The 22,547-nt window shown below is 55.4% G+C and carries 19 protein-coding genes and 1 riboswitch; of the genes, 8 read left to right on the forward strand and 11 right to left on the reverse strand.

The annotated features are described in order from the left end of the window. Positions 1-287: 287 nt before the first annotated feature. The gene (murI, locus tag ABLU87_RS19995; protein WP_004856053.1) at positions 288-1,142 is read right to left on the reverse strand and encodes a glutamate racemase; all 855 of its coding nucleotides are present in this window, start codon (positions 1,140-1,142) and stop codon (positions 288-290) included. Next, entirely contained in the window at positions 1,087-2,955 is a 1,869-nt protein-coding gene (gene btuB / locus ABLU87_RS20000) for a TonB-dependent vitamin B12 receptor BtuB (protein ID WP_004856052.1), read from the reverse strand. The genes murI and btuB overlap by 56 nt, the downstream gene beginning before the upstream one ends. A 65-nt stretch (positions 2,956-3,020) precedes the next feature. Next, positions 3,021-3,203: riboswitch (cobalamin riboswitch) on the reverse strand. A 117-nt stretch (positions 3,204-3,320) separates the two neighbouring features. Here btuB and trmA point away from each other — a divergent pair. Continuing rightward, positions 3,321-4,421 carry a tRNA (uridine(54)-C5)-methyltransferase TrmA gene (gene trmA, locus ABLU87_RS20005; RefSeq protein WP_014227442.1) on the forward strand — a complete coding sequence of 367 codons (1,101 nt, stop codon included), beginning with the start codon at positions 3,321-3,323 and terminating at the stop codon, positions 4,419-4,421. Between the two features lie 46 nt (positions 4,422-4,467). Here trmA and ABLU87_RS20010 read toward each other — a convergent pair whose 3' ends face one another. Further along, positions 4,468-4,827 (reverse strand): YijD family membrane protein, encoded by a 360-nt coding sequence (locus ABLU87_RS20010; protein ID WP_004856046.1) that lies wholly within the window; start codon positions 4,825-4,827, stop codon positions 4,468-4,470. Between the two features lie 15 nt (positions 4,828-4,842). Continuing rightward, a complete protein-coding gene (gene fabR, locus ABLU87_RS20015; protein ID WP_004107582.1) occupies positions 4,843-5,478 on the reverse strand; it encodes an HTH-type transcriptional repressor FabR in 636 nt (211 codons plus the stop codon). A gap of 196 nt (positions 5,479-5,674) precedes the next feature. Between fabR and sthA the strand changes: the two genes are divergently transcribed. Continuing rightward, positions 5,675-7,075: a Si-specific NAD(P)(+) transhydrogenase gene (sthA, locus tag ABLU87_RS20020; RefSeq protein WP_004116922.1), complete on the forward strand. Its 1,401-nt coding sequence runs from the start codon at positions 5,675-5,677 to the stop codon at positions 7,073-7,075. Here sthA and oxyR read toward each other — a convergent pair. The 4 genes from oxyR to argC form a co-directional block, all read right to left on the reverse strand. Further along, positions 7,058-7,975, reverse strand: coding sequence for a DNA-binding transcriptional regulator OxyR (gene oxyR / locus ABLU87_RS20025; RefSeq protein ID WP_014227441.1), 918 nt, complete (start codon positions 7,973-7,975; stop codon positions 7,058-7,060). The genes sthA and oxyR overlap by 18 nt on opposite strands. Positions 7,976-8,241: 266 nt before the next feature. Then, on the reverse strand, positions 8,242-9,615 hold the full coding sequence (gene argH / locus ABLU87_RS20030) for an argininosuccinate lyase (protein WP_122117563.1): 1,374 nt from the start codon (positions 9,613-9,615) through the stop codon (positions 8,242-8,244). 77 nt (positions 9,616-9,692) lie between these two features. Continuing rightward, positions 9,693-10,469, reverse strand: coding sequence for an acetylglutamate kinase (argB, locus tag ABLU87_RS20035; RefSeq protein WP_086074234.1), 777 nt, complete (start codon positions 10,467-10,469; stop codon positions 9,693-9,695). A gap of 6 nt (positions 10,470-10,475) precedes the next feature. After that, positions 10,476-11,480: an N-acetyl-gamma-glutamyl-phosphate reductase gene (gene argC, locus ABLU87_RS20040; protein ID WP_122117562.1), complete on the reverse strand. Its 1,005-nt coding sequence runs from the start codon at positions 11,478-11,480 to the stop codon at positions 10,476-10,478. Between the two features lie 184 nt (positions 11,481-11,664). Here argC and argE point away from each other — a divergent pair, with 184 nt between their 5' ends. Further along, positions 11,665-12,816 (forward strand): acetylornithine deacetylase, encoded by a 1,152-nt coding sequence (gene argE / locus ABLU87_RS20045; RefSeq protein ID WP_004127321.1) that lies wholly within the window; start codon positions 11,665-11,667, stop codon positions 12,814-12,816. A 254-nt stretch (positions 12,817-13,070) separates the two neighbouring features. Then, positions 13,071-15,722 carry a phosphoenolpyruvate carboxylase gene (gene ppc, locus ABLU87_RS20050; protein WP_004856030.1) on the forward strand — a complete coding sequence of 884 codons (2,652 nt, stop codon included), beginning with the start codon at positions 13,071-13,073 and terminating at the stop codon, positions 15,720-15,722. Positions 15,723-15,815: 93 nt separating this feature from the next. On the opposite strand, the gene zinT is transcribed toward ppc, so the two are convergent. Continuing rightward, complete coding sequence (gene zinT, locus ABLU87_RS20055) at positions 15,816-16,463, reverse strand: metal-binding protein ZinT (RefSeq protein ID WP_122117561.1); 648 nt, start codon at positions 16,461-16,463, stop codon at positions 15,816-15,818. Between the two features lie 151 nt (positions 16,464-16,614). On the opposite strand from zinT, the gene ABLU87_RS20060 reads away from it, so the two are divergent. From ABLU87_RS20060 to ABLU87_RS20075, 4 genes are all read left to right on the forward strand, one after another. Beyond that, on the forward strand, positions 16,615-17,478 hold the full coding sequence (locus ABLU87_RS20060; protein ID WP_025106568.1) for an AraC family transcriptional regulator: 864 nt from the start codon (positions 16,615-16,617) through the stop codon (positions 17,476-17,478). A 205-nt stretch (positions 17,479-17,683) separates the two neighbouring features. Beyond that, on the forward strand, positions 17,684-18,346 hold the full coding sequence (gene fsa, locus ABLU87_RS20065; protein ID WP_004107558.1) for a fructose-6-phosphate aldolase: 663 nt from the start codon (positions 17,684-17,686) through the stop codon (positions 18,344-18,346). Positions 18,347-18,402: 56 nt separating this feature from the next. After that, positions 18,403-19,506 (forward strand): glycerol dehydrogenase, encoded by a 1,104-nt coding sequence (locus tag ABLU87_RS20070; RefSeq protein ID WP_049079005.1) that lies wholly within the window; start codon positions 18,403-18,405, stop codon positions 19,504-19,506. 128 nt (positions 19,507-19,634) lie between these two features. Beyond that, a complete protein-coding gene (locus ABLU87_RS20075) occupies positions 19,635-20,384 on the forward strand; it encodes a DeoR/GlpR family DNA-binding transcription regulator (RefSeq protein WP_049102723.1) in 750 nt (249 codons plus the stop codon). 122 nt (positions 20,385-20,506) lie between these two features. Here ABLU87_RS20075 and metF read toward each other — a convergent pair whose 3' ends face one another. Next, a complete protein-coding gene (gene metF, locus ABLU87_RS20080; RefSeq protein ID WP_004856019.1) occupies positions 20,507-21,394 on the reverse strand; it encodes a methylenetetrahydrofolate reductase in 888 nt (295 codons plus the stop codon). A 166-nt stretch (positions 21,395-21,560) separates the two neighbouring features. After that, positions 21,561-22,466 (reverse strand): LysR family transcriptional regulator, encoded by a 906-nt coding sequence (locus ABLU87_RS20085; RefSeq protein WP_038423924.1) that lies wholly within the window; start codon positions 22,464-22,466, stop codon positions 21,561-21,563. Positions 22,467-22,547 lie beyond the last annotated feature (81 nt).

Genomic DNA, 22,547 nt, shown 5'->3' on the forward strand with positions numbered 1-22,547 from the left:
TCCATGTCACTTTGAGTGCCCACACAGATTGTCTGATAAATTGTTAAAGAGCAGTTGCGACGCGCTTCAGCGCTCTGTCGCGAGGTCCCGTATAATACGTTTTCCTCATTCAGAGTCAAGCGATTATTTTCGCTTTTCTCTGCCGGTATTCATCGCTGAATCCCGCTGACCCGGCGGGCTGTAAGCCGTTGTTCCGTGTCAGTGGAGGCGCATTATAGGGAGTTCTGAGACGTTGACAAGCCCTGTTTTCAAAAAATCTTTCAACCGTCTCTTTTTTGTGCAAAACGCTATGAAAGCGCCAGTTTTTCCAGCGACTCGAAGCCATAGCGCCGCAAAACGCTCAAAAGCTGCTCAGTTTCAGGCGTCAGCGCCATACAGTACGCAATATTGGCATCACTCGATTTTGCGTCAGGCGCTTCGTGCTCTAATAGCCAGGCGGTGCGACGCGCAATCGCCGCTCCGGAGTCGATCATTCTCGTCCCTTCCGGCAGAACCTGCTGCAGCTCTTCTTGTATTAGAGGGAAATGCGTACACCCCAGCACAACCGTATCAGGTGGTTCCTGCATTCGTAGCCAGGGACGCAGGATACGCCGCAGTTCATCCAGCGGGACCGGTTCACCGTGCAGTTTGGCCTCTGCCAGTTCTACCAGCTCTGCCGACCCCAGCATTTCGATTTTGCATTCATTCGCAAAACGGGAGATCAGTTCGCGCGTATAAGGGCGTTTTACCGTTCCGCGCGTCGCCAGCAGGCCAACAACGCCATTCGCCGTTAAGCGGGCCGCCGGTTTTATCGCCGGAACGACGCCGACAACCGGAAAGGCGAATTTATCGCGTAAGGCGGGGAGGGAAACGGTACTTGCGGTGTTACAGGCAATAACGGCCAGCGCCAGAGGGTAACGCTGCTGAACCGCAGTCACAATCTCCAGGACGCGTTCAACAATAAACTCTTCACTCTTCTCGCCGTAGGGGAAAGCAACGTTGTCGAAAGCGTAGATATAATGCAGATTCGGCAGAAGCTGCCGAATCTCATTGTAAACCGACAGCCCACCGACGCCGGAATCAAACACCAGCACGGTGGGACGTGGATCAGAAGGTGTAGCTGCCAGACAAGTAGTATTCTCGTCCTGCAGTTTGGTAGCCATAAGCTGTCTCGTAATCTTTATCGAACAGGTTAGCTATTTTACCACGAACTGTCAGGCGATCGGTGATCGGATACGATGCAGAAACGTCTACCGTGCTGTAGCTCGGCAAAATTCTTTGCGTATTGTTGTACTGGGAGGTGTTGTTATCGTAACGCTTCCCATAATACTGCCAGGACACATCCATATCGACATCAAACATGGACCAGTCCAGCTGATACTTTGCCTGTCGTTTAGAACGTCGGGCCAGCACTTCACCGTTATCATCGTTACGCGGATCGACATACTGCAACGTTACGCGATGGCTGAAAATACCGGTATCGATACTCCCCGTCCATTCCACGCCTTTAATCGTCGCGGCATTGATATTGTCGTACTCCCCGTCATAGGTAACAGGATCGGAATAATAGGTAATCAGGTTAGTAATTTTGTAATGGTACGCGGACAAGCGCCAGTCCACGGGACCGGTGAGCCCTTCCAGCCCAGCTTCCCACTGTTTCGATTCTTCAGGTTTCAGATTAGGATTCGCGTTGATACCAAATCGAGTGGAGCCAAACTGTTGCCCTAAAGAAGGCGCGAGGAAGCCGGTACCGTAGCCGAGAGTCAGGCGATAATTTTCGACAAACTCCCAGCCTGCGGTAGTCTGCCAGGTACCGTGCCAGCCAAACTGCTCATCGTGGTCTTCACGTCCGGACGCTTCGAGGGTCACGTCGCCAACTTGCTGCTGGCCCGTCAGGTACAGTCCCGTATTGTCACGTTTGTAGGTATCCGACATCGCCGTGTCTGATGAAGTTAACCGCTGCTGCTGCCAGTCCACCCCTGCGCTGACAGAGCCATGACCGACAATAACGTTATTGCCCCACTGCAGGTTACGCTGCGTCATCCTGTCGAGCGTCGTCCCATCATTATAACGGCCATAAATACTGCTGTAGTTGTAGTCCTTTATCTTCTGATAGCTGGCGATGAGCTGGGAGGAATAAATTCCGGAATTAAAGTTCAGCCCCGCATCCCAGCTCTGGTTATAGAGCTGGCTTTCATCGGCGCTGTAGGCCGGGCTATACGGCGGGCTTCCCAGATCGTAATCAGAGTTGTTGGTGTAGCTGTGTCCGCGGAAGAAACCGTCAACATTCTCGTTAAATTTATGCTCGAGGCTGCCCCAAAACGTTTTATTACGAAAACCGTCGCGATCGCCGTCGTGATCCCAGGTTGAATCGGGCTGAACGTTAAAGCCTTTATTACCCTCATAAGAACCCGCAACCGTCGCCACCGTATCGCCAAAGCGATGGCGCAGGGTACCGTCATATTGTTGGTAGCCTTTCGATCCTACCCCAGCGGTAATTTTGGATTGTTCTTTATCGGAATGCGTAATGACGTTAATCACGCCGCCCATTGCCCCGGAACCATAAATCGCTGAACGCGGGCCGCGGATATATTCGACGCGCTGCACCAGCGACAAAGGGATCTGGTTCAGATCGGGGTTATTTGTAATGCCCGGTCGGGCCATGGGAACGCCGTCAACCAGCACCAGAACTTGTTTGGCTTCAGTACCACGGATAAACAGAGAGGAGGATTGACCCATGCCACCATTTTGCGCGACGTCCACGCCAGGCAATCGGCGCATCACATCGTTTAAATCTTTCGCCTGCCAGCGATCGATATCTTCCCGGGTAACCACATCGGTCGGCGCAAGAACCGTATTGACCGGCTGTTGAAAACGGTTTGCTGTGACCACTAACGTATCTGAATTGCTGTCCTGCGCCCAGCCGGAAAATGCCGTGACGGAGAGCGCCGTCATCAGCGAAGCTTTTTTAATCATTTTTAAAGCATCCGTAATAAACAAAGGATGCCGCCGGCTCTATCAGTAGCACGCGATGATAGAAACCAAATGCGACGTATTCCGGCAGGTCTTCGGGCTTGGAGTGTTTAATGGACGAGGACTTCCCGCTAAATAGCCGCAGTGTCTGCATAATGCGCTCATCCCACTTTTCCTTACCGCTGCGCGTCAGCTCCAGATTTACACTGGATTCCCTATTAACTCATAGGACCGGTAGCACGATGCTATAATCAGAAACATATAGATGTCCAGACTTCTACCGTTATATTTCCTTATATCATCAGGGCTGGACATCCCCGGCGCTTTCCCTACAATCCCCCGCGTACTTATTTTATTCAGGATGCATCATGACCCCCGAACACCTTCCTACCGAACAATATGAAGCGCAGCTGGCAGAAAAAGTCGTCCGTTTGCAGAAAATGATGGCGCCTTTTAGCGCCCCGGTTCCGGAAGTGTTTCGTTCGCCGGTCAGCCACTACCGCATGCGCGCAGAGTTTCGCCTGTGGCACGATGGCGACGATCTGTACCACATTATGTTCGACCAGCAGACCAAATCCCGGATCCGGGTCGAGACTTTCCCGGCCGCCAGCGAGCTGATTAATCAGCTGATGGCCGCGGTGATTGAGGGCGTACGCGATAACCCGGTACTGCGCCACAAACTGTTTCAGGTGGATTATCTCACCACCCTGAGCAACCAGGCCGTGATATCGCTGCTGTATCATAAAAAGCTCGACGATGAATGGCGTCAGCAGGCGGCGCGCTTGCGCGATGCGCTGCGGGCGCAAAATCTGAATGTGCACCTGATTGGCCGCGCTACGAAAACTAAAATCGAGCTGGATCAAGATTATATCGATGAACGCTTGCCGGTTGGCGGGCGTGAAATGATCTATCGTCAGGTTGAGAATAGCTTCACCCAGCCAAATGCGGCGATGAACATTCAGATGCTGGAGTGGGCTATCGACGCCACTAAAGGCGCAACCGGCGACCTGCTTGAGCTGTACTGCGGCAACGGCAACTTTTCGCTGGCGCTGGCGCGTAATTTCGAACGCGTGCTGGCAACGGAAATCGCCAAACCGTCCGTCGCGGCGGCGCAATACAATATTGCAGCGAACCACATTGATAACGTGCAGATTATCCGCATGTCGGCGGAAGAGTTTACCCAGGCGATGAACGGCGTGCGGGAGTTTAACCGCCTGCAGGGAATCGATCTGAAGAGCTATCAGTGCGAGACGATTTTCGTCGATCCGCCGCGCAGCGGGCTGGATAGCGAAACGGAGAAAATGGTGCAGGCGTATCCGCGAATTCTCTATATCTCCTGCAATCCGGAGACCCTATGCCAGAACCTGGAAACGCTCAGTGAGACCCACGAGATCGCGCGCCTGGCGCTATTCGACCAGTTCCCCTATACCCATCATATGGAATGCGGCGTGCTGCTAACGAAGAAGTAAAGCTGCGCGAGAAAACCCGGCAACAGCGCTGCTGCCGGGTGAGAGATTATTCAGCGACCGCGTTCTTGCGGTTGCGTAACCTGTAGCCAATCCAGAACACCATAATCACCGACAGAACCGCCGGGAAGAAGTTAGATCCGATGTCCGGATATTCCGCGCGCACGACGGTACTGTAAACCAGCACCCCGAGAATAAAACAGGCAGCGGCGAGCCCCGGCAAACCCACGGGCATACTACGATTCTGATAGCGCTGATGCAGGCAGTAAACCGTCAGCACCAACGACAAAATGGGGAAGATGGAAAAAGGGACAATGGAGCTGAACAGCGCGGCGAAGGTACCATTAATGGATAAACCTGCGATCAGCGCCAGCAGCAGCGTACCTCTATCTTGTACTGAGTGTTTCATTGCTCGTCCTTCACGTTATTCGGAATGATTTGATATTTTTTCTTGTTCACGGCGATACCAGTAATACGCGCCTTTCGAGATCATTCTGAGCTGCAGCACCAGGCGTTCTTCCAGCTGTCGACGCTGCTCCGGGCCCACATCGAGAGCCTCGGCGCCAGCGCTAAATACGATGGTGACCATAGCTTCAGCCTGCGCTTCGGTAAAGGCGCGCGGCATATGGTTTTCGATTTCTAAATAGTCGGCAAGTTCCGCGATAAAATGCTGAATTTCACGCGCCACGGCGGCACGAAACGCCGCGGAGGTACCGGAGCGTTCCCGCAGCAGCAGGCGGAAGGCGTTCGGGTTGTTGCCAATGAATTCCATAAAGGTGGAAACAGAGGTGCGAATGACGCTGCCGCCTTTAGCGATACGCTGGCGCGCCTGGCGCATCAGCTGGCGCAGCATGAGCCCGCTTTCATCCACCATGGTCAGACCCAGCTCATCGACGTCGCGAAAATGACGATAGAAGGACGTCGGGGCGATCCCCGCTTCCCGCGCCACTTCGCGCAGGCTCAAGCTGGCAAAACTGCGCTCAGCACTCAGCTGACTGAATGCCGCTTCCACCAGCGAACGCCGGGTTTTTTCTTTTTGTTGCGCTCTTACGCCCATCACGTTGTCTGAATCCTTCCATAAGCCCTTCCGGCACTATACCAGAGATTAGAACTAATCGGTTTACACTGGATTGTGAATGATTGTTTACGAGCTGTTTCTGCTTTTATGCCGCAAAAAAGCACAACGATAATTGGGTTAAAGCGCGGCGAATGTTATCATCGTGTTTATTTTATGTATAAAACAGGTGAGTAATGCCATGTCACACTCTTGGGATTATGATGCAATTGTGATTGGTTCCGGTCCTGGCGGAGAAGGTGCCGCCATGGGGCTGGTGAAACAGGGAGCACGCGTTGCCGTCATTGAGCGCTACCATAACGTCGGCGGCGGTTGTACCCACTGGGGTACCATCCCGTCAAAAGCCCTCCGCCATGCCGTCAGCCGTATTATCGAGTTTAACCAAAATCCCCTCTACAGCGACCATTCCCGTCTTCTTCGTTCTTCCTTCGCCGACATCCTGAATCATGCCGACAGCGTCATTAACCAGCAAACCCATATGCGTCAGGGTTTCTATGAGCGTAACCACTGCGAAATCCTGCAGGGCAATGCCCATTTTGTTGATGAACACACTATCGCGCTGGAGTGCCACGACGGTACCGTGGAAACGGTGACGGCGGAAAAGTTCGTGATTGCCTGTGGTTCACGCCCGTACCATCCGGCAGACGTCGACTTCCATCATCCGCGCATTTATGACAGCGACTCAATTCTCAGCCTGCATCACGAACCGCGCCATGTGATCATCTACGGTGCCGGGGTGATCGGCTGCGAATATGCGTCGATCTTCCGGGGAATGGAAGTCAAAGTGGATCTGATCAACACCCGCGATCGTCTGCTGGCGTTCCTCGATCAGGAGATGTCTGACTCGCTCTCCTATCACTTCTGGAACAGCGGCGTGGTCATTCGCCACAATGAAGAGTACGAAAAGATTGAGGGCGTTGATGACGGCGTCATCATGCATCTGAAATCCGGCAAAAAGCTCAAAGCGGACTGCCTGCTGTACGCTAACGGCCGCACCGGGAACACCGACTCACTGGCGCTGGAAAATATCGGTCTGCAAACCGACAGCCGCGGCCAGCTGAAGGTCAACAGCATGTATCAAACCGCCCTGCCGCATATTTATGCCGTCGGCGATGTGATTGGCTATCCAAGCCTGGCCTCCGCCGCCTACGACCAGGGCCGCATCGCTGCCCAGGCGCTGGTAAAAGGCGAGGCATCGGCGCACCTGATTGAGGATATCCCTACCGGGATTTACACTATTCCGGAAATCAGCTCCGTCGGTAAAACCGAGCAGCAGCTGACGGCAATGAAGGTGCCTTACGAGGTGGGTCGCGCACAGTTCAAACATCTGGCCCGGGCGCAGATCGTCGGCATGAGCGTCGGTACGCTGAAGATCCTCTTTCATCGCGAAACGAAAGAGATCCTCGGGATTCACTGCTTTGGCGAGCGCGCGGCCGAAATTATTCACATCGGCCAGGCGATAATGGAGCAGAAAGGCGGTGGTAACACCATTGAGTACTTCGTTAACACCACCTTTAACTATCCGACGATGGCGGAAGCCTATCGGGTAGCGGCGTTAAATGGCTTAAACCGCCTGTTTTAACGCGGCGTCGAAATGGCCATCCATCTTACCGCGGATGGCCTCCGCCAGATGTTCATAGCGGCTACGCAGCGGCGAACCCGGGCGATAAACCAGCCCCACGGTACGTCTCGGCTCCGGCTTGATGCAGGGCACATAGACCACGCCATCGCGCTTTCTCTCCTGCGGCACGGCCAGGGCTGGCAACAGCGTGATGCCGCTACCGGCAGCCACCATGTTACGCAGCGTTTCGAGGCTCGTCGCCCGGAAATGGGTATCTTCATCGGCGCCCGCTTCAAAACAAAAGCCCATCGCCTGATCGCGCAGGCAGTGCCCATCTTCCAGCATCAGCAGCTTTTCACCGGCCAGGTCCGACATCGGCACGCACTCGCGGTTCGCCCACGGGTGATCTTCGTAGATAGCCAGCATCATGGGCTCATCAAACAGCGGCACCTCAATAAACGCTTCGCTCTCTTTGACCAGCGCCAGAATCGCGCAGTCGAGCTTACCGCTATCAAGCTGCGCTAAAAGCTGATGGGTTTGTGCTTCATGCAGATACATTTCCAGCTTGGGAAAGGTCTGGTGCAACATCGGGATAATCAACGGCAACAGATAAGGGCCAATCGTCGGGATCAGTCCAATATGCAGCGGCCCGGACATGGTCTCTCCCTGCTGGCTCGCCATTTCCTTAAGCACTTTGACTTCTCGTAGCACGGTACGCGCCTGATCCACCAGCAGCAGCCCTGCCTGGGTGAACAGAACCTTACGGCTGGTGCGCTCCAGCAACATCACGCCGAGTTCATCCTCCAGCTTACGGATTTGCCCGCTGAGCGTCGGTTGGCTGACGTGGCAAGAATCCGCCGCACGGCGGAAGTGGCGGTGTTCGGCTAGCGCTACCAGATATTCAAGATCGCGAATATTCATTATTCATCCTCCATCGCCACGATAGTCCATGGCGATAGATAGAATAGCAACGAACGATTATCCCTATCAAGGTTTCTGTTCAATAATAAACCCATAAATGAGGAAAAGTTCAGAAAATCATTGAGCTTCCTCATCACCTCTCTACCCGGATAACTAAAGCCAACGTGAACTTTTGCGGACCTTGTGTCCGCTTTTTTTGCATAAAAAAGCCCGGAGTTACCCGAGCTTCGTATATTTACCGCCTTAAAAGCAGCCCCGCAGGCGGATCACACCAGACGCTGTTTAGCGTCGGCAATCGCCTGAGCCACCTGCTGAGGAGAAACGCCACCTTTAGCCGCACGCTTATCCAGACACGACTGCAGCGCCAGAATCGGATAGACGTCATCCGCAATCACGGGGCTAAATTTCTGCAAATCGGCCAGAGGCAGATCCTCCAGCGGCTTGCCCTGGGCAATGGCTTCCACTACCGCTTCACCGACAATATGGTGCGCTTCACGGAACGGTACGCCTTTGGCAACCAGGTAATCCGCCAGTTCGGTGGCGTTGGCGTAACCCTGCTGCGCGGCTTCTTCACAACGCGGGCGTTTTACCTGAATACCGTCGAGCACCAGTGCCGCCATATGCAGGCAGTCGAGCCAGGTATCAAGCGCGTCAAACAGGCCTTCTTTATCTTCCTGCATATCTTTGTTGTAGGCCAGCGGTAGCCCTTTGAGGGTCATCATCATGCCGGTCAGCGCACCCTGCACGCGGCCGCATTTACCGCGGATCAGCTCCAGCGCATCCGGGTTTTTCTTCTGCGGCATCAGGGATGAGCCAGAAGTCACGCGGTCAGAAAGCTCAACAAAGCCCGCTTCGCCGGTATTGAAGAAGATCAGATCTTCAGCAAAACGCGACAGGTGGACCATACCGATTGAGGCATCGGACAGCAGTTCCAGTACGTGATCGCGATCGGACACGCTGTCCAGACTATTGCGGGTCGCCGATGCGAAGCCCAGCCAGCCGGCAAGCTGTTCACGATCGATTTCATAGGCGGTACCCGCTAGCGCTCCGCAGCCCAGCGGGCTGACGTCCAGACGTTTAAGCGCATCCTGCAGGCGGCTTTCATCACGCGCCAGCATTTCGACATAGGCCAGACACCAGTGGGCAAACGTCACCGGCTGTGCGCGCTGCAGGTGGGTATAGCCCGGCATAACGGCGTCCTGATTATTCTCCGCCGTCTCAACCAGCGCGCTTTGTAGCTGACGATTCGCCGACAACAGTTCCACCACGGTATCTTTGCACCACAGCTTCAGGTCGGTCGCCACCTGGTCATTACGGCTACGCCCGGTGTGCAGCTTTTTGCCCAGCTGGCCGACCTTGTCGATCAGCTTACCTTCCACCCAGCTATGAATATCTTCCGCATCGCTTTCAAGGATCTGCTGCGGGTTAGCCCGCACGTCTTCCAGCAGAACGTTCAGCGCCTCTTCCAGCTGTAGCTGCTCATCGGCGGACAGTACGCCCACCGTTACCAGCGCTTTGGACCAGGCAACAGAGCCAACGATATCCTGCTCCGCCAGGCGATAGTCAAAGCGCAAAGAGTCGTTGAACTGTTTGAACCGCTGATCCGCTGCCTGAGTAAAACGCCCACCCCAAAGTGCCATAACATGCTTCCTTAATATCTTTGAATTTTATTACCCGGCGGCGCTACGCTTACCGGGCCGACAAAATGATAAATTGATTATGCCAGAATACGCGTGCCGATCGGCGTGCCGTTAAACAGTGCAGGGAGCTGCTCCGCGTGGCGCCAGGAGGCGATATCGACCGGGCGGCCTAATGTCCGCGCCGCGTCCAGGGCCGCATTCACTTTGACGATCATGCCGTCGGTGATAATGCCCTGCTCGATCAGCTGTTCAGCCTTCTCGGCGGTCATTTCCGCGATGCGCTGCCCTTTGCCATCAAGAATGCCGCTTACGTCAGACAGCAGAATCAGGTCTGCGCCGAGCGTTGCCGCCAGCGCGGTCGCCGCCTGGTCGGCGTTGACGTTCATCAACTCGCCTTCATCGGTGACGCCGATGGAGCTAACGACCGGCATATAACCGCCCGCCAGCAGCGTGTTAATCAGCGCCGGAGAACCCGGCTGAGCGAATCCGACATGACCCAGCTCTTCATCAAGCTGCGTCACTTTGACGCTATCGCCATCGCCAAGGAATAACCCAACGGCAGCCAGGCCGTGCTTCTTCGCCCACGCCAGCAGCGTTTTGTTGGCGGTTCCCGCCAGCGCGCCGGTAATAATGTCGATCTGATCCGCGGGCGTGACCCGCAGACCGTTTTTCTTTTTCACCGGCAGGTTGAGCTGCTTCATAAGTTCATCCACCACGCAGCCGCCGCCGTGCACAATAATCAGCGGGCGCTGATGGGATTCGCGGTAGTTCACCAGTGCCGTAAACAGGCGCTCAAGCGCTTCTTCGCTGTCCAGCAGGACGCCGCCAAGTTTGATAATTAAAGGATTCATCATCACACCTTAAATAAGAGACTGCGTCTCAGCAAAGCCGAAACAAATATTTGCGCACTGCACGGCCTGCGCGGCCGCGCCTTTCAGCAGGTTATCTTCCGCCGCCACCACGATGATATGTTCATCCTGGACCGCAAAACCGATATCACAGAATGGCAGACCCACGACATTTTTCAATGCAGGGACACCTTTATCGTATAAACGTACCAGCGGCTTATCCGCATAGGCCTGCTGGAATACCTCCGCCACCTGCTCTTTGCTCACGCCAGGCTTCAGACGGCAGGTAATGGTTTCCAGAATCCCACGCTTAAAATTGCCCAGATGCGGAGTAAAAATAACGTCCGCGCCCAGGTGGGTTGAAATTTCCGGGTGATGACGGTGGTTGAAAACGCCGTAGGGTTGCAGGCTGACTTCGCAGAAGCTATTGCCAATAGAGGCTTTACGCCCGGCGCCGCTGACTCCGCTGGTCGCGTTGATCACCGGCCACTGGTTAAGATCCAGCAGCCCCGCGTCGATCAGCGGTTTTAACGATAGCTGAGCCGCCGTCGGGTAGCAGCCCGGTACGGCGATCAGATTGGCTTCTTTTAGCTTTTCGACGCTCCACTCGGCCAGGCCGTAAACCGCCTGCTCCAGCAGTTCAGGGTGCTGATGAGTGAAACCGTAATATTTTTCATAGAAGGCGCCGTCATTAACGCGGAACGCCCCGGAAAGATCGAACACGACGCAGCCAGCGGCGAGAAACTGCGGCGCCAGGTCATGGCTTACCTCGTGCGCGGTAGCCAGAAAAACGACATCGACTCCGGCGCTAAACTCGCTGATATCGGACATCGGCTGCAGCGGCAGATCGACAATGCCTTTCAGCTGCGGATGCAAATCGGAAACTAATTTTCCCGCATCATTGCTTTGCGCGGAGACCGTCAATGCGGTTATGGTCATATGAGGATGGCGATTTACATAGGCCACTAGCTCTGCGCCGGCATAACCGCTGGCGCCCACAATCAGCGTGTTCAACATTGGGGCTCTTCACCTTCTTGCTTACGTATATTTGCCCTGGAAGACCGTTGCCTTCCCCACCCTGTTGAGCCGTAAGAGCATCATCCTTACATTCGATGGGTTTTCTTACGCTCAACGATAATGTATTTTTATTCACAAATAATGCATGAATATTGATACTATCACGACCCGAGGTGTGTCAACAATGAAAAACAAATTACCGCCCTTTATCGAGATTTACCGCGCGCTGATCGCCACACCTTCCATCAGCGCAACCGAAGAGGCGCTGGATCAAAGCAATGAGTCTTTAATCAATTTACTGGCAGGCTGGTTCCGCGATATCGGCTTTAATGTTGAAGTTCAGCCAGTCCCGGATACGCGTAATAAATTCAACCTGCTGGCCAGCAGCGGCCACGGCGCTGGCGGCCTGCTGCTTGCCGGGCACACCGATACCGTCCCGTTTGATGATGGCCGCTGGACCCGCGACCCTTTTACCCTGACCGAGCACGACAATAAGCTGTACGGTCTCGGCACCGCGGATATGAAAGGCTTCTTCGCTTTTATTCTCGACGCCCTGCGCGACGTTGACGTCACTCAGCTGAAAAAGCCGCTCTATATTCTGGCGACGGCCGATGAAGAGACCAGCATGGCCGGTGCCCGCTACTTCGCCGAGACGACCCAGCTGCGACCGGACTGCGCCATTATTGGCGAGCCCACGTCGCTGCAGCCGATACGCGCGCACAAAGGCCACATGTCCAACGCGGTTCGCATTCAGGGGCAGTCGGGCCACTCCAGCGACCCGGCACGCGGCGTCAACGCGATTGAACTGATGCACGACGCCATTGGCCGCATCATGCAGCTGCGCGACGACTTAAAAGAGCGTTATCACTATGCCGCCTTTACCGTTCCCTGGCCGACGCTGAATCTCGGCGCCATCCACGGCGGCGATGCCTCCAACCGCATTTGCGCCTGCTGCGAACTGCATATGGATATTCGTCCGCTGCCCGGAATGACGCTCAACGATCTCAACGGGCTCCTTAACGAAGCGCTGGCGCCGGTGAGCGAGCGTTGGCCTGGTCGCCTGACCGTTTCTGAACTGCATCCGCCGATCCCCGGTTACGAATGCCCGCCGGACCATAAGCTGGTTGAGGTCGTCGAAAAACTCCTCGGCGCGCAAACCGACGTGGTCAACTACTGTACCGAAGCGCCGTTTATTCAGACCCTCTGCCCAACGCTGGTGTTAGGCCCGGGCTCTATCAACCAGGCCCACCAGCCGGATGAGTACCTGGAAACGCGCTTTATTAAGCCGACCCGCGAGCTCATCACTCAGGTGGTTCACCATTTTTGCTGGCATTAAATACCCATTCTCTCGTGCGATTTCATCGGCGCGAGAGGGTGACAATTATCACATTTTCATAAGCAACGCTTATCAAGCGACCTCCGAGTTAAATTTCGCAAATTGCCGCCATTTATTCGTTTGCTGAAGCGATTTCGCAACAATTGACGTGGGGGTTTTTACGTGGCTTTATAAAAGACGGTTGCTTATCCACTGCTCAAATTATCGAGCGCCGGATATAACAAAATAAAATGAGATGGGGTGTCTGGGGTAACATGAACGAACAATATTCCGCTTTGCGTAGTAATGTCAGTATGCTCGGTAAGGTGCTGGGCGACACCATCAAGGATGCGCTGGGAGAAAACATTCTTGATCGTGTCGAAACTATCCGTAAGTTGTCCAAATCTTCTCGCGCTGGCAATGAAGCCAACCGCCAGGAGCTGCTCACCACGCTGCAAAACTTGTCCAACGACGAGCTGCTGCCGGTGGCGCGCGCCTTTAGCCAGTTTCTGAACCTGGCGAATACCGCTGAGCAATACCACAGCATTTCGCCAAAAGGCGAAGCGGCCAGTAATCCGGAAGTGATTGCCCGCACCCTGAGAAAGCTCAAAGAGCAACCCAATCTCAACGAAACGATTATTAAACAAGCCGTTGAATCCCTGTCGCTGGAGCTGGTGCTGACCGCGCACCCGACCGAAATCACGCGTCGTACGCTGATCCACAAGATGGGCGAGATCAACAGCTGCCTGAAGCAGCTCGATAACAACGACATTGCGGACTATGAACGTCATCAGGTCATGCGCCGTCTGCGCCAGCTGATTGCCCAGTCGTGGCACACCGATGAAATCCGCAAGCATCGCCCTACCCCGGTGGATGAAGCCAAATGGGGCTTCGCGGTTGTCGAAAATAGCCTGTGGGAAGGCGTACCGAACTACCTGCGCGAGCTGAATGAACAGCTGGAAGATAACCTGAACTATCGGCTGCCGGTCGATTTTGTTCCGGTTCGCTTTACGTCCTGGATGGGCGGCGACCGCGACGGCAACCCGAACGTGACCGCCGACATTACCCGCCACGTCCTGCTGCTCAGCCGCTGGAAGGCAACCGATCTGTTCCTGAAAGATGTCCAGCTGCTGATTTCCGAGCTGTCGATGGTTGAGTGCACCGACGAGCTGCGTGAGCTGGCAGGCGCGGAAGGCGCTCAGGAACCCTATCGTTACCTGATGAAAAAACTGCGCACGCAGCTGATGGAGACCCAGGCCTGGCTGGAAGCGCGCCTGAAAGGACAGAAACTGCCGAAACCGGCGGGTCTTATCACGCAAAACGAGCAGCTGTGGGAACCGCTTTACGCCTGTTACCAGTCGCTACAAGCCTGCGGTATGGGCATTATCGCCAACGGCGAGCTGCTCGATACCCTGCGCCGCGTAAAAGCCTTTGGCGTACCGCTGGTGCGTATCGATATCCGTCAGGAAAGCACCCGCCACACCGAAGCGCTGGGCGAAATGACCCGCTATCTCGGCATCGGCGACTATGAAAGCTGGTCAGAAGCCGATAAACAGGCCTTCCTGATCCGCGAACTGAACTCCAAGCGTCCTCTGCTGCCGCGCCAGTGGGAGCCAAGCGAAGAGACGCGCGAAGTGCTCGAGACGTGCAAAGTCATCTCCGAAGCGCCGCGCGGCTCTATTGCGGCCTACGTGATTTCGATGGCCAAAACGCCGTCAGACGTCCTGGCCGTGCATCTGCTGTTGAAAGAGGCCGGCATCGGCTTCGCGCTGCCGGTCGCCCCGCTGTTCGAAACGCTGGACGACCTGAATAACGCCGACGACGTTATGACCCAGCTGCTGAATATCGACTGGTATCGCGGCTTTATCCAGGGCAAGCAGATGGTCATGATCGGCTATTCCGACTCGGCGAAAGATGCGGGCGTGATGGCCGCCTCCTGGGCGCAGTATCAGGCGCAGGACGCGTTAATTAAGACCTGTGAAAAAGCCGGCATTGAACTGACGCTGTTCCACGGTCGCGGCGGTTCTATCGGCCGCGGCGGCGCGCCGGCGCACGCGGCCCTGCTCTCTCAGCCTCCGGGAAGCCTGAAAGGCGGTCTGCGCGTTACCGAACAGGGCGAGATGATCCGCTTTAAATACGGCCTGCCGGAAGTCACCATCAGCAGCCTGTCGCTCTACACCAGCGCGATTCTGGAAGCCAACCTGCTGCCGCCGCCGGAGCCAAAAGCGCAATGGCGCGACATCATGGCCGAGCTGTCCGACGTCTCCTGCGAGATGTATCGCGGCTACGTGCGTGAAAATAAAGATTTTGTTCCTTACTTCCGTTCCGCGACGCCGGAGCAGGAGCTGGGCAAACTGCCGCTGGGCTCGCGTCCGGCAAAACGTCGCCCGACCGGCGGCGTCGAGTCGCTGCGCGCTATTCCGTGGATCTTCGCGTGGACGCAAAACCGCCTGATGCTGCCAGCCTGGCTGGGCGCCGGCGCCGCGCTGCAAAAAGTCGTTGAAGGCGGCAAGCAGAGCGAGCTGGAAAGCATGTGCCGCGACTGGCCGTTCTTCTCTACCCGCCTCGGCATGCTGGAGATGGTCTACTCAAAAGCCGACCTGTGGCTGGCGGAATATTACGATCAGCGTCTGGTGAAACCGGAACTGTGGAAGCTGGGCGAAGAGCTGCGTGAACTGCTGTCCGCCGATATCAACGTGGTACTGGCAATCGCCAACGACTCCCACCTGATGGCCGACCTGCCGTGGATCGCGGAGTCCATCCAGCTACGTAATATCTATACCGACCCGCTGAACGTGCTCCAGGCCGAGCTGCTCCATCGTTCACGTCTGGCGGAAGAGAAAGGTGAAAAACCGGACCCGCGCGTTGAACAAGCGCTGATGGTCACCATCGCAGGCGTTGCGGCAGGCATGCGTAACACCGGCTAGTTCGCCCTGAGAAACCTGTAGCCCGGCTAAGCGTAGCGCGAGCCGGGTTAAAAACCATAGCTCCGGTAAGCATCGCGTTTACCGGAGCTTTTTTTAGTGGTGCAGCATTTCGTCGACAATCTGCTCTTTATGCAGGGCATAAGGATAGTAGGTTGGCCAGTTATCCATCTCTTTCAGCAGCGCTTCCTGGGACTCATTGCCCATAAAGATATGGAAATGTTGGGACTTGCGCGGCGCGATGGTGTGATCGCTAAACTGAACAAACTTCGGCGCTTTTGAATCCGCCTGCTGGCATTCGAACAGGTAGCGCACGCCTTTTTTACCGGATACGTAGGTCAGAATTTTGTAGCCGGAATAGGCGTACCGGCAGGCGTTGACGGTTTTCCCGACGTGAAACTCCATGACGTTATCTTCGATACCAATCTGGTCCACATCGGTAGCGTAGCCCTTCTTATAATACTCCCGATATTCCGCCACGCTTTTACCGGCTTTTTTGGCCTTCTGCTCCAGTACCGGATCTAAATCGCCGTTCAGCAGATAGGGATTAACCGACTGCCAGATACCCTCCCAGTCGCTCAGCGCCCTGTCCTTTACGTCCTGGTCGGCAAAAATGCCTTCACTCGCCTTCTGCTCCGCTTCGGTCAGCGCCGGGCCATGGCTATGGTGGCCGTGGGCGACCGCCTGACTGCTCGCCAGGACCAGGCTTACACCAAGCATAAGCGCGTAAATCTTTCGGGTCATCACTCTCTCCTGAGTTTAGGTTTGCAATAATATGTTACGATATAACATATCAATCAAATCTTACAACTCTCTTCGCAGAAAAATCGCGCGGCTTTTCCCTCTGCCAGTTTGTTAGGTATGATGAAACGGGATCGCGCGACGCGGAGAGAGAATGGATAGCGACATTAATCAGGCCATTGATTCTTTTATTAAAGGCCCGGCGGTAATCGGCAAAGTCCACTTTTCCACAGAATCCAGACCGGCTTCTGAGAAAGCGCTAAGCGTCGATTTTCCGCGCCTCGAAATCATGCTTGCGGGGCAGCTTCGCGATCCGGCGATTAAGGCCGACCAGGCGCAGCTGACGCCGCACGATGTGCTGTACGTCCCCGCAGGCGGATGGAATGACCCGCAGTGGCTGATGCCCTCCACGCTGTTAACTGTCTTATTTGGTAAGCAGCAGCTGGAATTCGTTCTACGCCACTGGGACGGCAGCGCGCTTAACGTGCTGGATAAACAGCAGGTTCCTCGCCGCGGCCCCCGGGTTGGATCGTTTCTGCTGCAGGCGCTGAATGAAATGCAGATGCAGCCGCAGGAACAGCATACGGCCCGCTGTATTGTCACCAGCCTGCTCAGCCACTGTGCCGATCTGCTGGGCAGCCAGGTACAAACGTCATCGCGCAGCCAGGCGCTTTTTGAAGCGATTCGTAAACATATTGATGCCCATTTTGCCGACCCGTTAACCCGCGAGTCGGTGGCGCAGGCGTTTTATCTCTCACCAAACTATCTTTCCCATCTGTTCCAGAAATGCGGGCCAATGGGCTTTAACGAATACCTGAATCACATCCGTCTGGAGCAGGCCAGAATGCTGCTAAAAGGCCACGATATGAAAGTGAAAGATATCGCCCACGCCTGTGGTTTCGCCGACAGCAACTACTTCTGCCGCCTGTTTCGCAAAAACACCGAGCGCTCGCCGTCGGAGTATCGCCGTCAGTATCACAGCCAGCTGACGGAAAAAACGGCTTCGCTAAAAAACTAGATTTTTGTGTGTTAAACCTGACTTTTGTGCGCTCTTATTTTCCCATTTTAATCCGGGTGGCGGGATAAATGTGATCTAAATCATCATTAACCGCAATGCGTACATTTATCCAGTTTTTGGCAAATTTGTCATCTGGCGACCCTCCGCGTGAAAGCCGTATTCTTTCCTCAACGACACTACCGAATTAAGCATTGAGGAAAGCATCATGGAACTCTATCTGGACACCGCAAACGTAGCAGAAGTTGAACGCCTGGCGCGCATCTACCCGCTGGCCGGCGTGACCACCAACCCGAGCATTATCGCAGCCGGTAAAACGCCGGTTTGGGATGTTCTTCCGCGCCTGCAAAAAGCCGTCGGTCCGGAAGGTATTCTGTTCGCCCAGACCATGAGCCGCGACGCGCAGGGCATGGTGGAAGAAGCCAAACGCCTGAGTAACGCCGTCCCCGGTATCGTGGTAAAAATCCCGGTCACCGCCGAAGGCCTTGCCGCTATCAAACTGTTGAAAAAAGAAGGTATCCCCACGCTGGGTACGGCGGTATATAGCGCATCTCAGGGCCTGCTGGCCGCGCTGGCCGGGGCAAAATATGTGGCGCCGTACGTCAACCGCGTCGACGCCCAGGGCGGTGACGGCATCCGCATGGTCCAGGAGCTGCAGTCCCTGCTGGAGCTGCATGCGCCGGAAAGCAAAGTGCTGGCCGCCAGCTTTAAGACGCCGCGCCAGGCGCTGGATTGCCTGTTAGCAGGCTGCGAAGCGATCACCCTTCCGTTAGATGTAGCGCAACAAATGCTCGGTACCCCTGCGGTAGAGTCAGCTATTGAGAAGTTTGAGCAGGACTGGAATAACGCCTTTGGAACGCTAAACCTGTAACCCGATCGGCGAGCTGCCCAGGGGGGTGGCATCACGGTCATCCAGGAGGAATAGAAATGGATCGCATTATTCAATCACCCGGTAAGTACATTCAGGGCGCGGACGTCATTACCCGCCTTGGTGGATACCTCAAGCCGTTGGCAGAACGCTGGCTCATCGTGGGCGATAAATTCGTACTCGGTTTTGCCGAAGAAAAACTGCGTAAAAGCCTGGCGGATGCGGGGCTGGCTGGCGAAATCGCACCGTTTGGCGGCGAATGCTCACATAACGAAATCAACCGCTTGCGTGATATTGCCGGTTCCGCCCGCTGCACCGCCGTGCTGGGTATCGGCGGCGGCAAGACGCTGGATACCGCAAAAGCATTAGCACATTTTATGAATCTGCCGGTGGTTATTGCCCCGACGATTGCCTCCACCGACGCGCCGTGCAGCGCGCTCTCGGTCATCTATACCGATGACGGCGAGTTTGATAGCTACCTGATGCTGCCGCGCAACCCGAACATGGTCATTGTCGATACGCAAATCGTTGCAGGCGCCCCGGCGCGCCTGCTGGCAGCCGGTATCGGTGATGCGCTGGCGACCTGGTTTGAAGCGCGTGCCTGCTCCCGCAGCGGCGCGACCACCATGGCGGGCGGAAAATGCACCCAGGCGGCGCTGGCGCTGGCTGAACTGTGCTACAACACGCTGGTTGAAGAGGGCGAAAAAGCGATGCTGGCGGCGGAGCAGCACGTGGTGACGCCGGCGCTGGAACGGGTGATTGAAGCCAACACCTACCTGAGCGGCGTCGGCTTTGAAAGCGGCGGCCTGGCGGCTGCGCACGCTATCCATAACGGTCTGACCGCTATTCCGGACGCTCACCACTACTACCATGGTGAAAAAGTGGCTTTCGGTACGCTTACGCAGCTGGTACTGGAAAACGCGCCGGTGGAAGAGATCGAAACCGTAGCGGCGCTGTGCCATAGCGTCGGGCTGCCTATCACCCTGGCGCAGCTGGATATTAAAGCCGATATCCCGGGCAAAATGCGTACCGTGGCGGAAGCCGCCTGCGCGGAAGGTGAAACCATCCACAATATGCCCGGCGGCGCGACGCCGGATCAGGTCTATGCCGCGCTTCTGGTGGCCGACCAGTACGGTCAACGCTTCCTGCAAGAGTGGGAATAACCCCTCGCGACATACCCGCCAGCAGGCGGGTATGTTCTTTTCGCCCGCCATTGCCCGCCAAAACGATGTATTTTATAGTGCGATTTTCCTTTGGGTGAATCGTAGATATGCAGTCATCAAATCGAAGAATGAGCATTTACGCCATTTTGCAACAGGACAAAAAAGTCGTCGTCAATGACCTCGCCGAAAAGTTCGGCGTCACCAAAATGACCATCCGTCGCGATCTCTCTTTCTTTGAAAAACAAGGCATTGTAAAAACAACCTACGGTGGAGCCTACTTAACCCGCGGCGCCAGCGTCGAGCCCGGCTTTCAGCTGCAATCGATACTAATGGCCGATGATAAGCACCTGATTGGCCAGAAAGCCGCCGAGCAGGTTGAAGATGGAGACACGATTATTATCGACTGCGGCACCACGCCGCTGGCGCTCGCTCATTTTATTTTCGATAAGAAAATCATGGTGATAACCAACTCCATTCCGGTGGTTAATCTCCTGAAAGGAAGAAAAAATATCAAGTTGATCGTCGCGCCCGGTGAATATGAAGACGCCAGCCAGGGAATGGTCTCTTTCAGTACCGCCGACTTCTTTCGTCATATCCACGCCGACAAAGTCTTCCTCAGCACTCAGGGCGTCAACGATCTTGGAGAGCTGACGGTTCCTGAAATGACCGATGCCCACGTCAAACAAGCGCTGATGCGCGCCGGGCGGCAAAAAATCCTGCTGGCGGACAGCAGTAAATTTGGTCAAACGTTCCTTGCAGGCCATGCCCGCCTGGCAGACCTTGACCTCGTTATCAGCCAGACCGGCCTCTCCCCCGATATCCTCTCTCTGATGCAAACGCAAAACGTACCGCTGCTGCTGGCGGATAGTCACCTCTGATGGCGCAGGCGCCCCGTTTTACCGCCCGTAAAGATGTTTTAAGGAAATAACCAGAACAAGCGGCGCCGAAGATGTTTTGACGCCGCAGAGAGAAGAGAAGGACGGGGAAATCTGAAGCCTGCTTACGCCGGGCGCACGCCTAAAGTGTGGCAAATCGCGTAGCTCATTTCCGCGCGGTTCAGGGTATAGAAATGGAAATCCTTCACCCCTTCGCGGCTGAGAATCTTCACCATATCCATGGCGATGTTCGCCCCCACCAGCTGGCGGGTTTCGGCGTCATTGTCCAGACCTTCGAACATTTTCGCCATCCACGTCGGGATACGCACGTTGGTCATATCGGCAAATTTTTTCGCCTGCCTGAAGTTAGAGACCGGCAGAATGCCCGGAATAATTTCGACGTCGATACCCGCAGAGACGCAGCGGTCGCGAAAACGCAGGTAGCTTTCAACATCAAAGAAAAACTGGGTAATCGCGCGATTTGCTCCGGCCTCGACCTTACGTTTCAGGTTAAGCAGATCGGCCTGCGCGCTTTTGGCTTCCGGATGGACTTCCGGATAAGCCGCAACGGAAATATCAAAGTCCCCGACCTCTTTCAGCAGAGTCACCAGGTCGGCCGCGTACATATCCGGCTTACCGCTGCCAGGCGGCAGGTCGCCACGCAGCGCAACGATATGGCGAATCCCGCTATCCCAGTAATCTTTAGCAATGGTACGCAGCTCATCGCGGCTGGCATCGATACAGGTCAGATGCGGGGCGGCTTCCAGACCGGTACGCTCTTTAATACCTTTGATAATGCTATGGGTGCGGTCACGTTCACCGGAGTTAGCGCCGTAGGTCACGGAGACAAACTTCGGCTTCAGGCTGCTCAGGCGATCGATGGATTTCCAGAGGGTTTGCTCCATTTCACTGGTGCGCGGCGGAAAGAATTCAAAGGAGACGTTAATCTGGCCCTGCACTTCCGCCAGGCTCTGATTCAGGGCTTCCCGCTGATTGGCGTGAAAAAAGCTCATACCTTACCTCATCAATCGCATTTTATTGTTTGTTGTGTCGCGAACTTCTATACGTTTAGACGTCCAGATGTAAAAATGACGGAAAAGGGCATCCGCGTCAATAGAAAAATCAGCGTAAACAGTGAGGAATATTCAGCCAGGATGAAATCAATTCATCTCTTTTTCGCTAAGGCAATGATTTTTCAACGACTGCTGTTACCCTTTCCCGAACCCTCTCATTTGCGGGCAGCGTCACCATTCCCAGCCTAAGCGGAAGCTGCTGGCTGGCATCCTGCAAAGGACAAAAGACGACCCCCTGCCGCTGAATCGCGGAAAAAGAGGCCGGCAGGAGGATCAGGCCTTCTCCGCGCGCAATCCGCGCCAGCAGAACATCATGCTCGGCAGGCTCCTCCACGTAGGTGGGCACATAGCCTGCCCGGTCAAAAATACGTCGCGTATAGTCAAAAAAATCGGGATTACGCTCGCGTTTAAACCAGAACAGCGGCCGATGATTGAGTGCGCTTAACGTCAGCTCCGCCCTGGCGGCCTCCGGCCAGGATGCGGGTAGCGCCGCGATAAGCGGCTCCTGGTAAGACAAAGGATGCAGGTGAAGCCCCTCGGTATTCAGCGGCAGCGCCACCAGCGCCGCATCGAGCTTGCCCTTTCGCACCAGTTGGGCCAACGCCGGTGATGACTGACGAGTGATGTGCAATGCGCCGGTGTACTCACCCAGAGCGGATTCCGCGGCGGCGAAAACGCCTTGCTCAAAGGCGGTGGTCAACCCCAGACGCAGAGGCTGCTGCGCGGGCGCAGAGAGCTGGCTCAACGCCGCCAGGGTGCGATCCTGAAGCGCCAGCAGAGGCCGAATGATATCCAGCACCCGTCTTCCCTCGTCGGTAAGGATCAGACCTTTGGTATGCCGCAAGAATAGCGTTACCCCCAGCTGCGTTTCCAGATGGCGAATATGACGGCTCAGCGGCGGCTGCGAAATAAATAGCCGCTGCGCGGCCCGGCTGATGTTATTTTCCTCCGCCACCACCGCAAAGTAGCGCAGCAGGCGAATATCCAGAGTGTGTAAACGTGAATTTGTCATACTGAAAAGGTATCACGAAAAGGGTATTACTCAAGGCAGGAAAACTTCCCTAACCTTCCTCATTACGCATCATCACACTGA

This window comes from Klebsiella sp. CB_Kp196 (genome assembly GCF_040061575.1).
GTDB classification, from domain to species: Bacteria; Pseudomonadota; Gammaproteobacteria; order Enterobacterales; family Enterobacteriaceae; genus Klebsiella; species Klebsiella michiganensis.

Bases quoted from the DNA above. Each gene is read 5' to 3' on its own strand.
- trmA (WP_014227442.1), top strand. From the start codon at position 3,321: ATGACCCCCGAACACCTTCCTACCGAACAATATGAAGCGCAGCTGGCA.
- argC (WP_122117562.1), bottom strand. From the start codon at position 11,480: ATGTTGAACACGCTGATTGTGGGCGCCAGCGGTTATGCCGGCGCAGAG.
- zinT (WP_122117561.1), bottom strand. From the start codon at position 16,463: ATGACCCGAAAGATTTACGCGCTTATGCTTGGTGTAAGCCTGGTCCTG.
- ABLU87_RS20070 (WP_049079005.1), top strand. From the start codon at position 18,403: ATGGATCGCATTATTCAATCACCCGGTAAGTACATTCAGGGCGCGGAC.
- fsa (WP_004107558.1), top strand. From the start codon at position 17,684: ATGGAACTCTATCTGGACACCGCAAACGTAGCAGAAGTTGAACGCCTG.
- metF (WP_004856019.1), bottom strand. From the start codon at position 21,394: ATGAGCTTTTTTCACGCCAATCAGCGGGAAGCCCTGAATCAGAGCCTG.
- argH (WP_122117563.1), bottom strand. From the start codon at position 9,615: ATGGCACTTTGGGGTGGGCGTTTTACTCAGGCAGCGGATCAGCGGTTC.
- ppc (WP_004856030.1), top strand. From the start codon at position 13,071: ATGAACGAACAATATTCCGCTTTGCGTAGTAATGTCAGTATGCTCGGT.
- oxyR (WP_014227441.1), bottom strand. From the start codon at position 7,975: ATGAATATTCGCGATCTTGAATATCTGGTAGCGCTAGCCGAACACCGC.
- ABLU87_RS20085 (WP_038423924.1), bottom strand. From the start codon at position 22,466: ATGACAAATTCACGTTTACACACTCTGGATATTCGCCTGCTGCGCTAC.
- btuB (WP_004856052.1), bottom strand. From the start codon at position 2,955: ATGATTAAAAAAGCTTCGCTGATGACGGCGCTCTCCGTCACGGCATTT.
- murI (WP_004856053.1), bottom strand. From the start codon at position 1,142: ATGGCTACCAAACTGCAGGACGAGAATACTACTTGTCTGGCAGCTACA.
- ABLU87_RS20010 (WP_004856046.1), bottom strand. From the start codon at position 4,827: ATGAAACACTCAGTACAAGATAGAGGTACGCTGCTGCTGGCGCTGATC.
- argB (WP_086074234.1), bottom strand. From the start codon at position 10,469: ATGATGAATCCTTTAATTATCAAACTTGGCGGCGTCCTGCTGGACAGC.
- ABLU87_RS20075 (WP_049102723.1), top strand. From the start codon at position 19,635: ATGAGCATTTACGCCATTTTGCAACAGGACAAAAAAGTCGTCGTCAAT.
- argE (WP_004127321.1), top strand. From the start codon at position 11,665: ATGAAAAACAAATTACCGCCCTTTATCGAGATTTACCGCGCGCTGATC.
- ABLU87_RS20060 (WP_025106568.1), top strand. From the start codon at position 16,615: ATGGATAGCGACATTAATCAGGCCATTGATTCTTTTATTAAAGGCCCG.
- sthA (WP_004116922.1), top strand. From the start codon at position 5,675: ATGTCACACTCTTGGGATTATGATGCAATTGTGATTGGTTCCGGTCCT.